This window comes from Pseudomonas sp. Root569 (assembly GCF_001427465.1).
Lineage (GTDB): Bacteria > Pseudomonadota > Gammaproteobacteria > Pseudomonadales > Pseudomonadaceae > Aquipseudomonas > Aquipseudomonas synxantha.
The window spans coordinates 116,754-133,971 of record NZ_LMGQ01000001.1 but is presented as its reverse complement, the minus strand read 5'-3'; the positions used below and the strand labels follow the sequence as shown (position 1 = coordinate 133,971).

12 protein-coding genes are annotated in these 17,218 nt (G+C 60.1%); 3 read left to right on the top strand and 9 right to left on the bottom strand.

From position 1 onward, the window contains the following. Positions 1-77: 77 nt before the first annotated feature. The 4 genes from ASD70_RS00685 to ASD70_RS00670 form a co-directional block, all read right to left on the bottom strand. Entirely contained in the window at positions 78-1,208 is a 1,131-nt protein-coding gene (locus ASD70_RS00685; protein ID WP_056845431.1) for an OpgC family protein, read from the bottom strand. 132 nt (positions 1,209-1,340) lie between these two features. Further along, the gene (locus tag ASD70_RS00680) at positions 1,341-1,637 is read right to left on the bottom strand and encodes a cupin domain-containing protein (protein ID WP_046071119.1); all 297 of its coding nucleotides are present in this window, start codon (positions 1,635-1,637) and stop codon (positions 1,341-1,343) included. Between the two features lie 61 nt (positions 1,638-1,698). Beyond that, on the bottom strand, positions 1,699-1,983 hold the full coding sequence (locus ASD70_RS00675; RefSeq protein WP_056845430.1) for a putative quinol monooxygenase: 285 nt from the start codon (positions 1,981-1,983) through the stop codon (positions 1,699-1,701). An 11-nt stretch (positions 1,984-1,994) separates the two neighbouring features. Beyond that, positions 1,995-3,614, bottom strand: a complete 1,620-nt coding sequence (locus ASD70_RS00670) for an FMN-binding glutamate synthase family protein (RefSeq protein ID WP_056845429.1) — start codon at positions 3,612-3,614, stop codon at positions 1,995-1,997. 272 nt (positions 3,615-3,886) lie between these two features. Between ASD70_RS00670 and ASD70_RS00665 the strand changes: the two genes are divergently transcribed. Continuing rightward, a complete protein-coding gene (locus ASD70_RS00665) occupies positions 3,887-4,750 on the top strand; it encodes a hypothetical protein (protein WP_233518667.1) in 864 nt (287 codons plus the stop codon). A 215-nt stretch (positions 4,751-4,965) separates the two neighbouring features. After that, complete coding sequence (locus tag ASD70_RS00660) at positions 4,966-5,238, top strand: type B 50S ribosomal protein L31 (RefSeq protein WP_046071122.1); 273 nt, start codon at positions 4,966-4,968, stop codon at positions 5,236-5,238. Between the two features lie 20 nt (positions 5,239-5,258). On the opposite strand, the gene ASD70_RS00655 is transcribed toward ASD70_RS00660, so the two are convergent. From ASD70_RS00655 to ASD70_RS00640, 4 genes are read right to left on the bottom strand one after another with little or no spacing between them, the layout of a single operon-like run. Next, on the bottom strand, positions 5,259-6,638 hold the full coding sequence (locus ASD70_RS00655) for an ATP-binding protein (protein ID WP_046071123.1): 1,380 nt from the start codon (positions 6,636-6,638) through the stop codon (positions 5,259-5,261). Further along, on the bottom strand, positions 6,635-8,461 hold the full coding sequence (locus tag ASD70_RS00650; RefSeq protein ID WP_236708681.1) for a DAHL domain-containing protein: 1,827 nt from the start codon (positions 8,459-8,461) through the stop codon (positions 6,635-6,637). The genes ASD70_RS00655 and ASD70_RS00650 overlap by 4 nt, the downstream gene beginning before the upstream one ends. After that, positions 8,458-9,426, bottom strand: a complete 969-nt coding sequence (locus ASD70_RS00645; RefSeq protein ID WP_046071125.1) for a cytochrome-c peroxidase — start codon at positions 9,424-9,426, stop codon at positions 8,458-8,460. Before ASD70_RS00645 ends, ASD70_RS00650 begins: the two co-directional genes overlap by 4 nt. A gap of 25 nt (positions 9,427-9,451) precedes the next feature. Next, the gene (locus ASD70_RS00640; protein ID WP_046071126.1) at positions 9,452-11,326 is read right to left on the bottom strand and encodes a putative bifunctional diguanylate cyclase/phosphodiesterase; all 1,875 of its coding nucleotides are present in this window, start codon (positions 11,324-11,326) and stop codon (positions 9,452-9,454) included. A gap of 229 nt (positions 11,327-11,555) precedes the next feature. Here ASD70_RS00640 and ASD70_RS00635 point away from each other — a divergent pair, with 229 nt between their 5' ends. Beyond that, entirely contained in the window at positions 11,556-12,869 is a 1,314-nt protein-coding gene (locus ASD70_RS00635) for an HD domain-containing phosphohydrolase (RefSeq protein ID WP_046071127.1), read from the top strand. Positions 12,870-12,880: 11 nt separating this feature from the next. Here the strand turns inward: ASD70_RS00635 and ASD70_RS00630 are convergent, their stop codons facing one another. Further along, a complete protein-coding gene (locus tag ASD70_RS00630; RefSeq protein ID WP_056845427.1) occupies positions 12,881-17,053 on the bottom strand; it encodes a hypothetical protein in 4,173 nt (1,390 codons plus the stop codon). Between the last annotated feature and the right edge of the window lie 165 nt (positions 17,054-17,218).

Genomic DNA, 17,218 nt, shown 5'->3' with positions numbered 1-17,218 from the left:
TGACATCGCGCCGAGTGAATTCGGGGACTGCAGGTTACCCGACAGTCCGTTGAGCACTTGGTGGCTGCCGGCGGCGGTTACCTATTTAGCGTCGTTTCGCGCGGCGCCTGATTGAGGCGTTTGTTGAACTCCAGCCAGGCTGCGAGAGCCGACATCAGCACCACACCGACCAGGGCGGTGAGCAACTGCATGGCCATGGCGTCACCCGCCAGGGCATTGAGCATATCTGCCAGCGGCGCCAGCACCACACCCAGGCAAAACACCTCGAGTGAATAGCGGCCCATCTGGCAGACGCGCTCGGCCAGCGGGTTTTGCGTCCAGCCCCGTTCGGGCAGCAGCTTGGCGGTGACATAGGCCAGGGCAAGGAAATGCACCAGGCGCACCGGCGACAGGTCGGTCTTGCTGATGGGGTACAGCAGGTTGCTGAGCGCGGTCGGCATCACTGCGTCATGAACCTCAGGCCAGAGCCACGACAGCGTGATTACGCCAGCCACCAGCACGTACAGCGCCGCTGCGACAAACAACGGCTGACGCTTCAAGGGGCGCTTCTCTGGCTCTCGGGGGCGCTGGCTGTGGATCGCCGCGGCGCCTCCCAGCACAAACAGCAATTGCCAGGTGACCGGGTTGAAATACCACACGCCATCGGCGATCGCCCGCAGGTTCCAGCCCATCCACGGTGCCAGCAGGTACACCACCAGCGAAACGCCCACCACCGCCCAGGTAGCGCGCACCATCAGTGGCAGCACCACGGACAAACCGGCAAGCAAGACGATATACAGCGGCAACGGGTCCATCAGGTTGGGCTTGAAGCGCAGCAGCAGCTCATCGGTCAGCGCCTGTTGCGGGTGGGTGACGAAGTGCGTCAGGCCCATCTCCGCCACGAGGTCACGGGTTTCCACATGGCTATTGGCGAAGAACACAATGCCCATCAACAGTGCCAGCAGGAAGATATGCACCACGTACAGCACCCAGGTGCGCCGCAGGATCTTCAAGCAGGCCATCCAGTAGCCCTCGCGCTGCAGGACTTTGCCGTAGGCCAGTACTGAGGCGAAGCCGGCGAGAAATACGAAGACTTCCGCCGCGTCGCTGAAGCCGAAGTTACGCAAGGTGATCAGGCCGAAGGGGTTGTGGGGCACGTGATCCCAGAAAATGAAGATCAACGCCAGGCCCCGAAAAAAATCGATGCGCGGGTCGCGTCCGTTCAGCATGGCAGCGGGCTCTTGAACAAGTTGTTGAATGACGATAGGTGAGTGCGCGGCTTGTCGTACGCCGCACATCGGGCGGGCGCAGGTTGGCGGTATTTGTAAGCAAATGCAAAGGATGGATATTACTGGATGTCTCTAGACATCAATGATGACCAGCGTGCCTTCGCTACCAGGCAGCACTGCATGAGCAGTACCCGCTTCGACAAGGTACATCTGGCCGGCACCCACTCGGATCTCCTTGTCGGCGATGCTCAAGCGCAGCAGGCCGCTGACTACCAGCAGCCCTTCGTTGTAACCATGGGTTTCTTCTTCATACGCCTGCTCATCCATGCGTAACACCTTGATCCGCGCCGAGCCGACCTGACCCAGGCCGGTGGATTTCCAGCTCTGGGGTAATTGCTCTGCAATGGCGGCGAAGTCGAATAACGGCATGAGAATCTCCTTGTTTTCAACGATGCCGTCGGTGATCCGGTTCAACGGGCAAAGGTTACTTTCAGAAAGCGTCCATCAACAAGAACCTGCACGGCTCGGCCTGGTAGGCGTTGATCTGCGGCACCAACCGCGTGAAATGCTCGGTCTGGCAGTGCGCATCCAGCGCCGCCTGATCGGGCCACTGTTCGATAAAAATAAAGTGTCCCAGGTCTTTCTGGTCAACGAACAGATCGTAGGCGATGCACAGCGGTTCCTGACGGGTTTTCTCCACCAGTTCGGCGTACCACGGCCGCACGGTCTCCAAGTGTTCAGGCCGGATGAAATCTTCGGCGATGACTTTCAACATGGCGGGCGTCCTCAGGCAGCGGCTACTTCATGGGGCTCAAAACTATCCGCCCGCGCCATCTGCCACATACGCGAATAGAACTCGCCGTTCACTTCACCTGTGAGCAATTCGCCTGGCTTCAAGAACACATGCAGCTGCGAGAACAGCTTGATCTCTGTCGCCGACATGCGTCGCACCAAGTGTTTGGCCGACAACTGCGAGGGATGATCCAGGCCGGCAGCGGCGAGCATTTCCGCCAAGGCGTGCAGGGTGTTGCGGTGGAAGTTGAACACGCGCTGGGCTTTGTCCGGCACCACCAGTGCGCGTTGGCGCAGTGGGTCTTGAGTAGCGACGCCAGTCGGGCATTTGTTGGTGTGGCACGACTGCGACTGAATGCAGCCGATGGCGAACATAAAGCCGCGCGCCGAGTTGGCCCAGTCGGCGCCGATGGCCAGGACGCTGGCGATATCGAAGGCGCTGACGATCTTGCCGCTGGCACCCAGCTTGATCTTGTCGCGCAGGTTCAGGCCCACCAGGGTGTTGTGCACAAACAGCAGGCCCTCACGCAATGGCACGCCGATATGGTCGGTGAACTCCACCGGAGCTGCGCCGGTGCCGCCTTCCTTGCCATCGACCACGATAAAGTCCGGGAGGATGCCGGTTTCGAGCATGGCCTTGGCGATGCCCATGAATTCCCAGGGGTGGCCCAGGCAAAACTTGAAGCCTACGGGCTTACCGCCGGACAGTTCACGCAACTGGGCAATGAACTGCATCAGCTCGATCGGCGTGGAAAACGCACTGTGCCGCGACGGCGAGATGCAGTCTTCGCCCATCATGATGCCGCGGGTTTCGGCGATTTCCTGGGTGACCTTGTGCTTGGGCAGAATCCCGCCATGGCCGGGCTTGGCGCCCTGGCTCATCTTGATTTCAATCATGCGCACTTGCAGGTTCTGCGCCTGCGCGGCGAAGCGTTCCGGGTCAAAACGGCCGTCGCTGGTGCGGCAGCCGAAGTAGCCGCTGCCCAGTTCCCAGGTCAGGTCGCCGCCATTTTCACGATGGTAGGGGCTGATGCTGCCTTCGCCGGTGTCATGGGCAAAATTGCCGAGCTTGGCGCCCTGGTTGAGGGCGCGGATCGCGTTGGCACTCAACGAGCCAAAGCTCATCGCCGAGATATTGAACACCGACGCCGAGTACGGCTGCGTGCACTGTGGGCCGCCGACCATCACGCGAAAGGCACTGGGGTCACTCAACGGTGCCGGGCGCATGGAGTGGCCGATAAATTCGAAGCCCGACTGGTACACGTCAATCAAGGTGCCGAAGGGTTTGTCTGCCGTTTCATTCTTGGCGCGCGAGTACACCAGTGAACGCTGGGCCCGGGAGAAGGGCAACGCGTCGCTGTCGGACTCCAGCAGGTACTGGCGGATTTCCGGGCGGATACCTTCCACCAGGTAACGGATATTGCCCAGGATCGGATAGTTGCGGCGCACCGCGTGGGGGCTTTGCAGCAGGTCGAAAATACCAATCAGGCTGAGGATGCCGGTGACCAGTGTGAAGGGACACAGCCATTCATGTTGGATAAAGGGGAGGCTGGCGAGGGTGAAAATGACGCACACGGCAAAGAAGGCGTAACGGCTTAACAAAGACAGGCTCATACGGTTTTCCTTGGTTTCAACTCTGAAGGTCGATTACCCATTCTGCGCCTGTCGATAAAGCACGGACAAGGATTGATCTTCCGGTCGCGTATTTGTGCGTGCGAATCTTTGTACAGTAAAAAATATCTATCAACGTCATAGAGGAATCAATGACTGCAGCGTTACCACTCTTTAGGCACCTTCGGCATCTGGGTGTGACCAGATCGCGCTGGTAGGCCAAGGACGCATTTTTCGAGACGGAGTTTATAACGACTAGAACAAGTGATTTTTGTATGACTATATTGAGCGATGTTGGTGATAGTGGACGTATCTTTAACGCTTCAGATTACTTAGCCGATGATCATGAGGAAAAGGTTGCTGCGCATATCGCCCAAGCGCACAAACGGATGGAAGGTATCGAGAAGCCCGAGCAGGACGTGCGGCTAAAGCCGGATTTCTCCACGGGCCGCCCGCCGGGTGATACCCGCTCCGCTGAACAAATCATTGAGGACAACCCGATCCTCAAGAACCTTGGTGATGAGAAAGATATCAATCGTTCATTGGCTTATAAACGTCTGGGTGATTGGACCATTAATAACCCGGACCCGGACGCACGAGCCGACGCAGCATTCAACGCAGCGAGGGTACTCAACTATATCGATACGTCGTTATCGGCGACGGGCAAAGACCGTGGCAAATCCCATGACAATGGCGTGCTTGAAGGCATTACCAGCAGCGGCGATGCCAGGCGTGGTACGCCGGCAGGCATGTGGAAGGACTTTACTGAGCAGGGTTATACCGCCCTGCGAGACGATCATCGCCTCGATCCCACCAACGACAGCTATGTCAGGGAGGACGGTACGATCAAAAACGATTTCCAGTGGTTCGCTGGTAAGGTCGGAGAATATACTTGGATGTTTCCCGGGCTCAGCAATATGGCCAATGGGATCAGCAATTCGGAACCGGGGATAGGCGGGGCCATCGAGGGAGCCAAGGCCGGTTTTGACAAAACCCGGGCTGATGGTTTGGATAAGGCCCTTGCCAGTGCTACGAGTGGCGACTACAAGGGTATCGCCGAAGCCTATGCCGATACGGTGCGCAATAACGAGTCCACGCCGGAGGTGGTCAAGTCAGCATTGGATGCTGTGCGCAGTTAAGGCCGTTGGGTTAAAGCGGCTGGGGCTCCTATGAGGTGGGCTTGATTCACCGCGTTTTCCGGGCAAACCCGGCGAGCGGGCGTTTCGTGGGTCACAGCTTCTGGGAGCCCCCATAGACCTTTGCGCTTTACCAATATCGCAATTGGTTCTCGTTTGGAAGCGATTTTGTGTGTTACTGTATAACACTAAATACATCCAGACTCCCCGGAGGCCTTATGAAAGCTGGTATCCATCCCGACTATCGCACCGTGCTGTTTCACGACACTGCCGCCGATGTGTTCTTCCTGATCGGCTCCACCGCCGACAGTGATCGCACCTACAAGCACACCGATGGCAATACCTATCCCTACATTCCATTGGACGTGTCCAGCGCATCGCACCCGATCTACACCGGCCAGCAGCGCAAGACCCAGGCCGAAGGCCGCATCGCCGGGTTCAACAAGCGTTTCGCGTCGTTTGGCTCAAGCCCGAAAAAAGCCGAGCAATGAGTATGAGCCGGCGGCGTGCCCTACGCCGCCGTCTGCCGAATCGGCAGGACCACCCGAAATGTGGTGCCCTTGCCCGGTTCGCTGCTGACTGATATGTCGCCGTGGTGTTTCTTGACGATGCCGTAGGACAGTGACAATCCCAGCCCCGTACCTTCACCCACCGGCTTGGTGGTAAAAAACGGGTCGAAGATCTTCTGCATGGTCTGCGGGGCAATCCCACAACCGTTGTCGGCCACTTCCAGCCAGATGTTCTCGCCTTCCACGCCATTGCTGATGGTGATGGTGCCGCGCTCTGGGCCCATGGCTTGGGCTGCGTTGATCACCAGGTTCATCACTACCTGGTTGAGCTGCGAGGCCAGGCATTCGATGTCTGGCAAGGGCGCATAGTGCTTGATCACGTCTGCCTTGTACTTGAGTTCGCTGGCGACAATATTCAATGTTGAATCGATGCCGTGCTGCAAGTTGGCGAACTGCCAGGTCTGGTCGTTATCCACTCGTGAGAAATTCTTCAGGTCCTTGACGATCTGTACCACGCGGCCAATGCCCTCCTTGGATTCGCGTATCAGGATCGGAATGTCCTCCCTGAGAAAGTCCAACTCCAGCGTCGTGCGCAGTGCCTGGAGTTGATCGCGTTGGTCCTGCGCCGTAATGAACGCTTCGCTGTGCTGGTAGGCCTCGAGCATCTGCTGCAGTCGATTGAAGTAACTGTCGAGGGTACTGAGGTTGGAGGAAATGAAGCCTACCGGGTTGTTGATCTCATGGGCGACTCCGGCTGCGAGTTGCCCCAGTGAGGCGAGTTTCTCCGATTGCACCAGTTGGCTTTCCAACAGCTTGCGCTCGTCGATTTCCAGTTGCAGCGCCTGGGTGCGCTGTGCCACCAGTTGCTCCAGCTTCTCGGTTTGCAGGGAGGCGCGGCGGGCCATGTCCCATTTGTTGGCCAGGGTGTTGGCCATTTGCTGGACTTCAATGTTGTCGAAGGGTTTTTTCAGGATCAGCAAGCGCTCGTGGGCATGCAGGCGAAACAGCAGGTCTTCCCAGGAGTAATCGGAGTACGCGGTACACACCACCACTTGCAGGTCGGGGGCAACTTTCCACAATTCTTCGATCGTGCGGGCACCGTCCCAGCCCTGAGGCATGCGCATGTCGACAAAGGCCAAGGCATAGGGGCGTTTTTCGGCCATGGCCGTGGTCAGCAAGCCCAGGCCTTCTTCGCCGCCATAGGCCGAGTGCAGCTCGAACGCCTGGGCCTGGGGTTTGGCGGTTTCACCAAACAGGGCTGATTCCATCGCGTCCAACGCCTGGTTGGATTCCATCGCAGGCATCAGGATCTTGCGAAAATCATCATGAATGGATGGCGTGTCATCAATCAGCAGGACGCGCCGGTTGGGCGGTTGGTTCATGGGGTTGTTCCGGCGTGGGTGAGAGGGATGGTCAAGGTAAACACAGCACCACGGCCCGGCCCGTCGCTGTGGGCGCTGAGCTGGCCATTCATTTCCACTGCCGCCAGGGCGCAGCTGTGCAGGCCGAAGCCATGGCCTTCCTTGCGCGTGGTAAAGCCGTGGGTGAAGATCCGGATCATGTTTTCGGGCGGTATCCCTTCGCCGTCATCCTTCACGCTGATCTTCAAGGTGTCATCAGCCCCCGGCAGCACCGTCAGGGTCATCTGGCGTGGCCGGTCGCTGAGGCCGGTCATGGCGTACTTGGCGTTGCTGATCAGGTTGACCATGATCAGCAGCAGCCGGTGCTTGTCGCCGAGAATCTGCGGCACCTGCGCGTACTCCTTGACCACGGTGACGTGATGACGGCTCAGGGCGCCGGCGTTCATGCGCAGGGCGTCGTCCATCAGGGCGCCGATGTCGACGGGTTCGAGCAGTGATGAGGCCCCGGCGTAGGACTGTTGGGTCGAGACGATGTCCTTGATGTGGTCGACGCTCTTGCTCAATTGCGTCAGCTCATCGGCCATGCCTTGCTGTTCAAGCGCAATCGCGTCCACCAGTTGGTTCAAGTAGCCCGGCAGCAATTTGCCTTTGGCATCCTCGGTAAGGAAGGTACCCAGGTCGCCGGGGTGCTCGTTGAGCAATTGCATAGCCTTGCCCAGGCCCCTTGCCTTGCTATTGCGCAATGTGCGCGTGACCAGGTCGGCGGAGATATTCACGCTGTTGAGCACGTTGCCGACATTGTGCAGCACGTTGGTGGCGATCTCGGCCATGCCGGCCTGGCGGGCGCTGTCCATCAGCTCGCTCTGGGCATCCTTGAGCTGTTGGGTGCGGCGTTCCACCCGTTGCTCCAGGGTTTCGTTGGCCGCCTGCAAGGCGCGATTGACCCGGTTGATCTCGGAGAAACTGCGCAACAGCCGCATCGCCAGGTAGAGCAGCAACACCACCAGCAAGGTCGAGAAGATCAACAGGTAGCGATGGTATTGGTGATCGATGAGGTCGGCGGTCTGCTGGTCCTGGTTGAGATGGGTGGTCAGCTCATCCAGGCGCTCGCCCACCGGGACGGCTGCGATCTGCTCAAGCAGGCTGTTGACCAGTGGCTGCTCGCGCAGGATCAGCGAGATGTGATTGCTGAGGATCTCCACCGGCGCCTGGAAGTCGCTGGGCAGGCTCTCTTTGTTGATCGCCAGCTTGCCCAGGCCTACCAGGATATCGGCAGCGCGCTCGTCGCTGGTAACCTGGGCAAACTCCAGGCTGCTGAGCAGCAGGTCGTAGGTGTCGGTGGCCACGCCTTGCAGGCGCAGCCGGCCTTCATCGTCAATTTCATTGAATTGGGCCTGGATATCGTCTTCGGCCGTCGGCAGAAAGGCCAGGGAGTTGCGCAATACCGCGTTGTGGGATTTGAACTGGTCCACCAATCGCGCCTTTTCCTGAATGGCGGCCTGATAGGCTTCCTGGCTGCTGCGCCAACGCGGCAGGTCAACCGGGTTGTGATAGGTGTCGCGGTTCTGCAGGTCAGCCCATAGCCGCGTCATTTCCGCCAGCGGCGTGACCAGGGGATCGTAGTTGTGGGTGATCGCGATGCGGGCCTTGAGCACTTCGCTGTCCCACTGGGCATTGAGTTGCTGGAGCTGGCGGATCAGGTCCCTGGATTGTGTGTAGCTGGCCGTCTGGTCGCGGGAGGACTTCAGGTACAAAAACACCAGCGTCGAGGCCAGCAGCAGGGTTATCAGGCCCAGTAGCAGTTGGCTGGTGCGACGGCGGGACAGCGGCGAGCGCAATTTCATAGTGGCTTGCCCGCCCATTCGCCGGTCAAGGTCTTGAGAAACTGGATAATCAGGTCCTTGTCTTCCTGGCTCGGCGTGCGTCCCAGCTGGTATTTGAACATCACGTCGACGGCTTCTTCCAGGGTCTTGGCCGAGGCGTCGTGGAAGTACGGCGCGGTGACCGCCACATTTCGCAGGCTGGGTACCTTGAACACATGCCGGTCTTCTTCATCCTGGGTCACCAGGTAGCGGCCAAGGTCCGATTCCAGCGGGTTGCCGCGGGCCTTGAAATAGTCGCCCATCACGCCGAACTTCTGGAACATGTTGCCGCCGATATTCACCCCCTGGTGGCAGGCGATGCAGCCGTAGTCCTTGAAGCGCTGGTAGCCGTACTTTTCCTGGATCGTCAGGATCTCGGTATTACCCAGCAGGTACTGGTCAAACCGCGAGTTGGGGGTCAGCAGCGTACGCTCATAGGTGGCCAGGGCGTCTTGCACATTGGCGGCGGTGACGCCGTCGGGGTATGCCTGCTTGAACGCGTTCTGGTAGACGGGCAGGGCGGACAGGTTCTGCACCACGGTTTTCCAGTCACTGCCCATTTCCAGCGGGCTGATCACCACGTGTTCGACCTGCGCTTGCAGGGTATCGACCCGGCCATCCCAGAACTGCTTGAAGTTCAGGCTGGCGTTGAACACGGTGGGCGTATTGAGGGGCACCGGCTTGCCGTCAAAGCCCAGGGAGAAGGCTTTGTCATCGGCACCATTGGTTTGCAGATGGTGGCAGCTGGCGCAGGACAGCGTGTTGTTGACCGACAGCCGTGGTTCATTGAACAGCTGGTGGCCCAGTTCGACCTTTGCCGGGTCAAGTGTCGCAATGGCCGGCAGGGGCTTGAGCGCTTCGTCCAACGGTGCGGCCATCAAGGGCACCGCCAGGCCCGACCCCAGCAGCCATATCAGGCCGAGGCGGCAAATCGAGACATCGCTCAAGCGAGCACTCCTTGCAAGCAATGGGTTATTGATCGGGCATCAGTGTTGCGCCACCCGCTTGCAGCAACTGGGCGAAATCCTCGGCCGGCAAGGCCTTGCTGAAGAGAAAACCCTGGCCTTCCTCGCACTGCTGGGCTTGCAGGAATTTCAACTGTTCAACGGTTTCCACGCCTTCGGCGATGATGTTCAGCTCCAGGCTCTTGCCCATGCCGATGATAGCGCTGATCAGTTGTGCGTCCTGGTTATTTACACTCAGGCCGCGCACGAAGGATTGGTCGATTTTCAGCACGTCGATGGGAAAGCGCCGCAGGTAGCTGAGGCTGGAGTAGCCAGTGCCGAAATCATCCAGGGCCAGGCGCACGCCCATGGCCTTGATCCGGTGCAGCCTCTCTACAGTGGCATCGACGTTCTGCATCAGTACGCTTTCGGTGATCTCCAGTTCCAGCAGGGTAGGTGGCAGGCCGGTGTGTTGGAGGATGACGGCCAGGTTGTCAACAAAGTCGCGCTGGCGGAAGTCGATGGCCGAGATATTCACCGAGATCGGCAAGGGCGGCAGGCCCATGGCCCGCCATGCCTGGGCTTGTTCGCAAGCCTGGCGCAACACCCATTGGGTCAGGCGCACGATCAGCCCACTGTCTTCGGCAACCGGAATGAAGTCCGCCGGGCTGATCCAGCCTGCACGCGGCTGGAACCAGCGGGCCAGCGCTTCGGCACCGACGATGCGCCCGGTTTTCAGCGCCAGCTTGGGTTGGTAGTGCAGAGTGAGTTCATCCCGCTCCAGGGCCTGGCGCAGCGCGCTTTCCAGGTGTTGCTGGTGCTGGGCGCGCCGGTTCATGTCTTCGGTATAGAAGCTGAAGTCGTTCGGGCCACGCTCCTTGCTGGTGTGCATGGCAGTTTCCGCATGCTTGATCAACGCCACCGCGTGGGCGCTGTCATTGGGGCAGATACTGATCCCCAGGCTGGCGGTGATGCTCAGGTCATGCCCCGCCACGTGGCGAGTCACGCTGACCGCCTTGAGCACCTTCTGCGCAATATGCTGGGTTTGCTGGGGATGCTGGATGTCGTTGAGCAGGATCACGAACTCATCGGAGCCATAACGAAACACCGAGTCCGAGGCCCGCACCGTCGTCGCCAGGCTTTGGCTGACCTGCTGCAGCAGCTCGTCGCCCACCGGGTAACCCAGGGCGTTGTTGATGCGCTTGAAGCGGTCGAGCCCGAGGAACATCACCGCCAGTTGCGTGTCGTGCCGCCGGCCCAAGGCGATCGCCTGGGTCAGCCGGTCGCCCAGCAAGGTGCTGTTGGGCAAAGCCGTGAGCGCGTCGTATTGCAACAAATGCGAGACCTTGAGCAGCTCTTGCACACGTTCCTCAATGGTGCGTTCCAGGCCGATCACCTTGAGGGCTACATCCTGGGCCAGTTGCCATTTCCAGGTCAGGGCGCTGGCCATCTGGCGGATTTCCAGGGGGTCGAAGGGCTTTTTCAGAATCAGCAACTGGTCGTCGTATTTCAGCCGCGCTTCGATGGCTTCGAAGGAGTAGTCCGAATAGGCGGTGCACAGGGCGATTTGCAGGTTGGGATCGGCCGTCCACAGCTGCTCGATGGTTTGCAGGCCATCCCAGCCAGGCGGCATGCGCATATCGATAAACACCATGGCGTAGGGGGCATTGGCGGCCAGGGCTGTGTTGACCAGCGCCAGTGCTTCCTCGCCCTGGTAGGCGGAGTCAAGCTCGAAGCCGTGGCGCACCGGCGCAGTCGTGCCAAAGAGGGTGGACTCCAGGCTGTCGAGGGTTTGCTCACCCTGTTCATCGGCACACAGGATCTTGCGAAAGTCCTGGTGGATCGAGGCGGTGTCATCCACGATCAGAATGCGGCGGTTGGCCCGCACAGCCTTGGCGTTCATGATGCGCTCGGTAATGGTAAACGGCTTGATAGCATAACGCTTCCTTCCCTGGTCCTCGCTCGAGCGGGGCGCGAACTGACTATGACAGCATAGTCGAGCTCCCTTGATATCGACGGCCAGTTGGCGTCAAATCAACAGCGATTGCTGTATGAGGCCCGTCAGCGACGGAGCACGGCACGATACAACGGCTCAATGTAGCCCAACTTGGTTTTATTAAGGCAGAGTTACCATGGATGAACCACTCGCTACCAAGCCGGCTGTGCTGCTTGTGGACGATGAAGAGTCGATTCTCAACAGCCTGCGCCGCCTGCTGCGTAGCCAGCCCTACGACGTGGTGTTGGCGACCAGCGGCGCCCAGGCCCTCGAGATCATGGCCGGTCGGCCCATTGACCTGGTAATGAGCGATGCACGCATGCCCGGCATGGACGGGGCAACGCTGTTGGCCGAGGTGCATCGTCTGTATCCCACCACCGGTCGTATCCTGCTGACCGGCTACGCTGACCTGACCACCATCATCAAGGCAATCAACGACGGGCAGATCCACCGCTACATCAGCAAACCCTGGAATGACGAGGAGCTGCCGCTGGTGTTGCAGCAGGTCCTCGAGCATCAGCGCCTGCAACGCCTGGCCCACGGGCAGAACGAGCAGCTCAAGGTACTCAACGCTACGCTGGAAAAACGCGTGGTGGCGCGTACTGCTGAATTGCAGCAGACCGCCGACATGCTCGACCTGGCCTACGACGAGCTCAAGCGCAGCTACGTGACCGGCACCGAAGTGTTCTCGTTGCTGGCCAACCTGCGCTTACCCAAGGACAAACAGACCAACCGCGCCTTGATCGAGCTGATCCGCGTGTACTGCGCCAGCCAGGCCATGGACGAAGCCAGTACCCGCGACCTGACCATGGCCGCAGCGTTATACAATATCGGCAAATTGAGCTGGACCGACAGCATGATGATCGCGCCATCGGACCGGCTGCACAGTACCGACCGCGGGCTGTACCGCGAGTACCCGACGCAGAGCGAATCGTTGCTGATGACCCTGGAACCGATGAAGGATGCCGCGCGTATCATTCGTCATCACCAGGAGCGCTGGGACGGCAGCGGCTTTCCCGATCACCTCAAGGGCGAGGCGATCCCCGCCGGTTCGCGCCTGCTGAAACTGGCGGTGGACTTCATCGAGCTGCAAAAAGGCCTGATCCTCGAGCGGCATTTGAACAGCGACGAAGCGCTGCTGTATATCCGCAAGTACGCCGGGCGCCTTTACGACCCGCAACTGGTCGAGGCCTTTGTGCTGGCCTGCGCCACTTTCCTCAGCGACGTGACCCTGGGCGACCCCAACGTCAAGGTCATGGGCACCCGCGAACTGGCCGAAGGCATGGTGCTGGCGCGCAACCTCAATGCCGACAATGGCATGTTGCTGCTTAATGCCGGCAAGGTGCTGAACTTGCCGCTGGTGGACAAACTGATCGCGTTCGAAGCCATGGAGGGCGCCAAGTACAGTGTGTTTATCCGGGTGCCGGAGGAAGCGCCGCCGTTGCCGTAGTGGCTGCGGGGCTACACGCCCCAGGCCACGTGCTTGCTGCCGTGATAGTCAAAGATGCCACGGATGATGTAGACATCCTTGCCGCCTTCCTTGCCGTTTTGTTCTATCGCCACACGCCACAGTCCACGCCCCGAGCCGGCCTGCACCTGGGGTAGATCAACATAGGTGTAGTTGTTGATCCGCTTGCGGCTCAGGCGCCCGGCCTGGATATCCTGGGTGATCTGCTCGAGCTTGGTCATGGCGCTATCGGGCAGGAGTCTTTTCTGGGTCTGTGCCAACTCATCCAGCTTCACGATATTGATGTCCGGGTCACGGGCCGGGATGGCTTGCGTGACCGACGGCGTGGCCGGCCTCGGGCGTTGGGTCCTGTGGGTTTGAACGCGCGGTATTTCAAACTCCAGGGGCGTGGAAAATTTCGGCAGTTCCCGTTCGAATTGCGTGACGGTGCGGCTGTCGACCATGGTGACGCCAGCGTCAGCGTCGTGCTTGCCCCGTGACATGGCAATGTAGGGAATGCCGGACTTCTTGAAGTCTTCTGAATAAGAGGTGACCTGAAGCCTGGCGAGTTTTGCCTTGAAGGTATCCTTCATGAAGTCATCCAGGGTTTTCTTCACATCGGGCCGCAATAGAAACTGATGCGCCGCCTGTTCGAGGGGGATGTTGATGTCGGCGGCCAGTTTGAAGATCTGCGCGCGACGTGCCGGTTCGTTGGCGAACTCATTCAGCGCCGCCTGTTGCCAGGTGTAGAGCTCATATTTCTGCGCAAACCGCTCCATCGCATTCTGGTGTTTTTGCGTGATGGCGTAGCCGACGAATTGCGCCTCGGTGTCGGGGTCGATAATGGATATCGAGGTGCGGATCTCCTTGGCGAAATTGTCGTTCTTGCCAATCAGTCGTTTGACCTGCTTGAACAGCTCATCCTTGTCCGCGGCGGACAGCGGTGGCCTCAGGCTGCGGGTCGACTTGTGGATGTGTTCGTACGCGGCCAGGTCGAAGCGCAGGGTCAGCACGGACGTGCGTAATTTTTGTTGATTGGCTGTGCTCAAGCTGTAGGGTCTGGACAGCCAGAGGCGAAACTCAGCCTCATCCACATTCGTGCCCAGCTGCTGGCGTGCGCGAGTGATGAAGTTGAGTTTTTGCGAGGCGCTGGTTTGTCTGATGACCTCTTCTAACACCCGCATCTCTGCTTCTGTGGCATAGACCTGCATAGCCAGGATCAGGTCCGCATCCACTTGCTGTTCAGGGGTGAGAGGGCGCAAGGCCCCGAGAACCGGGCCGCCGCCCCTGGCGTTGCGTTCGAACCGCGGCTTCCAGCCCTTGGCATCTGCGGGCACGACCATAAAGTCCACGTGGTTCCCCGCCGGGTCGCGTACATAGCGTGCGCCGTCCTCTACATAGGACGGGTACAAGTAATAGCGGCCTGCCTGATCGCGCATCGCAATGCGTTGGTTATTGTGCTTATCAAAAAAATACGGCGCGCTGCCGGTTTGGCGCGACAGCTTGTAGCGGTTGGCCTGGGCAAACCCCGCAACATTGAAAAACGGCCCGATCTGCTCGGGTAACCGATAAGGCGTCACATCCACCCAGGCGGGTTCCAGCGGGCGCACGGAGGTCGCGGCCAGCGTTACGCGGGTTTTCTGGGCAGCGCCGATTTTCTTCGCCAGCCCCGGTACTCGCTGCCCTAGCTGCCTGGCCAGGCCCAGCCCGCGTTGGACACCGCGGCGCAGCAGCGACAGGGTGGCTTTGCCGGGAACCAGGCCAAGCAGGGTATCGGTAGCCTCCACGCCCAACATGAAGGCGTTCACCGCCGACTCACGTGAGACCTCGGCATTGCTGCGTGAGCGGAAGTCGGCGTGGGCCAGTTGAAACCCCAGCTGCGCCGAATACAGGTACGCGTGGATATTCCCGCTGATGGGCGTCAAGGCATACCGGTGCACACCGCGGGTATCGTTGAAGATGCGCTTGATTTCTTCGGCATCCTGGATCGCCATGCGCGGCCTGAAATACGCCTGCCATTCGACCCTGGCCTTGAGCGTGTCGAGCTGCGCCAGGCCCTTGGTGAGTTCACGCACGGGTATGCCATCCGGGGCGTCCGGCGTATACAGCAGGCTGACGCCGTCGGGCTTGGTGCCCTTGCGCTGAATCACCAGCACGCGATTGATCACCTGCCCACCTTGGCCCCTGGCCTGCGCGCCGCCCATGACCAGCAGGTTGACCTCTATCTCGTGATCGCTGACCCGGGGGCGGTTCGTTGAGTCGGGGTATTCGGTAACCGCCTTGATCCAGTCGCGGCCGCTGCCGGGGGTACGGAAAGTAAACAGCGCGTCAGCATCAGGGTTGAGTCGGCTCTCCAGAGCGTCCTTGTTCAGTTGTGCCGCACAGGCTGCCTGCCAGGCAATGGCAAAGGTGCTTCCCGCGCCATCTGATGCGAACGCGTTGCGCAGGTAGTTGGCGTAGCCCTGGCCAATGTCGGCCTCTTGGGCGAGCGCACGCAGATCTTCAGTGCCGAGCTTGCCTCGATGCACGCCGGCGGTGTCGAAGATATTCGCGCTGGCGCTGACCCGAGTGAGTAGGGCGCCTACGGAAAACGACTCGACATTGCGTCGGGCATAGCTGGCCAGTGTGCGCAGGTCGACAAGGATCGAGGTGCGCCAGGTGCCCCATGTCACCTGTTTACCTTGCAGGAACTGCGGGATGTCGATCTTCGGGTCTTCGCTGACGTAGACAATGCCGCTGGCCTCATCACGATAACCGCGCACCTCAGCCGACCTCGACCCCTGTTCGGCGGACACACGCAGATGTACCAGGCTTCTGTACGGGTCGATCTCCACGTCGGCATAAACGGGTTTTTGTTGTTTCAGCACCTTGTCGGTCTGCGCTTCGGCGAACGTTTGCAGGCTCGAGATGGTTTCCAGCAGCGGCAAAAGCACCAGGTTGCTGTCGAGCAGTGCCTTGTCCAATTGCCGGTAGCGGGCTTGATCCTGCACGCTGGCGGTTTTCAACCAGGCGGGTTCGGCGTCTATCAGGCGTAGGTTGCGTGCAACGAAAGCGACAGCTACATCCAGTTGCGGGGCCAGGTCAATCGCCAGGTCGAGCTCACCGGCCTGGGGCACGACTTCACTGCGCACGGCATGACAGGCCGCATAATATTGGCGCACGCGCAATGAGTGGACGCTGTGGGCAATCACGTCGGCGCTGATTCGCACCGGTTGCGTCGACAGCACCGGCAGGCCGGTCAGGCTGCTGCGTGCGGCTGCGGACAGGCTGGCAACCAGCAGCTTTGCGGCCGGCCCGTCGGCCTGGATTCGCGCCGCGATGGTTTCATTCAAGCGCTGCAGGTTGTCAAATTCCTCGTATTCCTCGCTCGCGCTGTACAACAGCACCTTGCCAGTGGGCGGTGTGTCCTGGGTGGGGCTGAGGATAAATGCCCCGGCGAACTCACTGCCATCGGCCAGCGCCAGGCGGTAGGCCGCGGGTCTGCTGCTGGCGGGTAGCGCCAGTTCCCGCGCCGCGTCACTGGGGTACTTGAGTACTGTTTCCGCCAGTGCCTGTGCGCTGGCCGACAATGTGCCGTCAAGCACGCGCAAGGCCAGTTGATGGGCCAGCACCTTACGGCGCAAGTCGACCAGTTGTGCTTGCGGGTTGGCCTGGGGCGGCTGGTCGCTGGTCCAGAATGTATTCAGGCTCAAGGTAATGGCGACTTCCAGCCGGCTGGGCAGGGTGATAATTCCGGCTGTGGAGGCCAGGCGTTTGTCGGCGTCCAGCGTGTCGCGTTCGCGGTAGAAAGCGCCGCTTTGCGCGCTCAGGTAGGCTTCTGCGCCAGGCTCACGCAACCTCTTGAGCAACATGCCCAGGGGCTCGCAGGACAGCAGTTGTTTTTGTCCGTTCTGATCTTCGCGGTAGCGACTGTAAAAGATCTGGTTAGCATCGATGGGCCGATGCAGTTCGGGGAACATCTCGGCCAAATGTTGCTGGTACACACCGCCCGCACTCGGTTGTTGCTGTAGCAGTTGCTGGGTCTGGGTATTGAGCGTGTCGAGGGCTCGGATGAGGTGGGCCGACTGCTCGTCAGTGGACAGCGAAGCCGGCGGCATGACGGGCAGCGTTACTGGCTGTGCGGTCGCGTCGTCGGCCTGAGGTTCGTCAGCAGTGGGTTCCGGGGTTGGGGGCGATGAAATAGGCATGGGCAAACTCGTCAAAAAGGGGCACGGCGCTCCATCGATGCGGCGCGCCGAGGGCAATAGGAGTGTGCGAGTCTAGGGTTGCCGATGGTGGGGACGGCGGTGCATGTATGTCGGCTAGGTTGTGTGGGCTGCAAGCCCATGGGATCCTTGGCGACTTTCAGAACC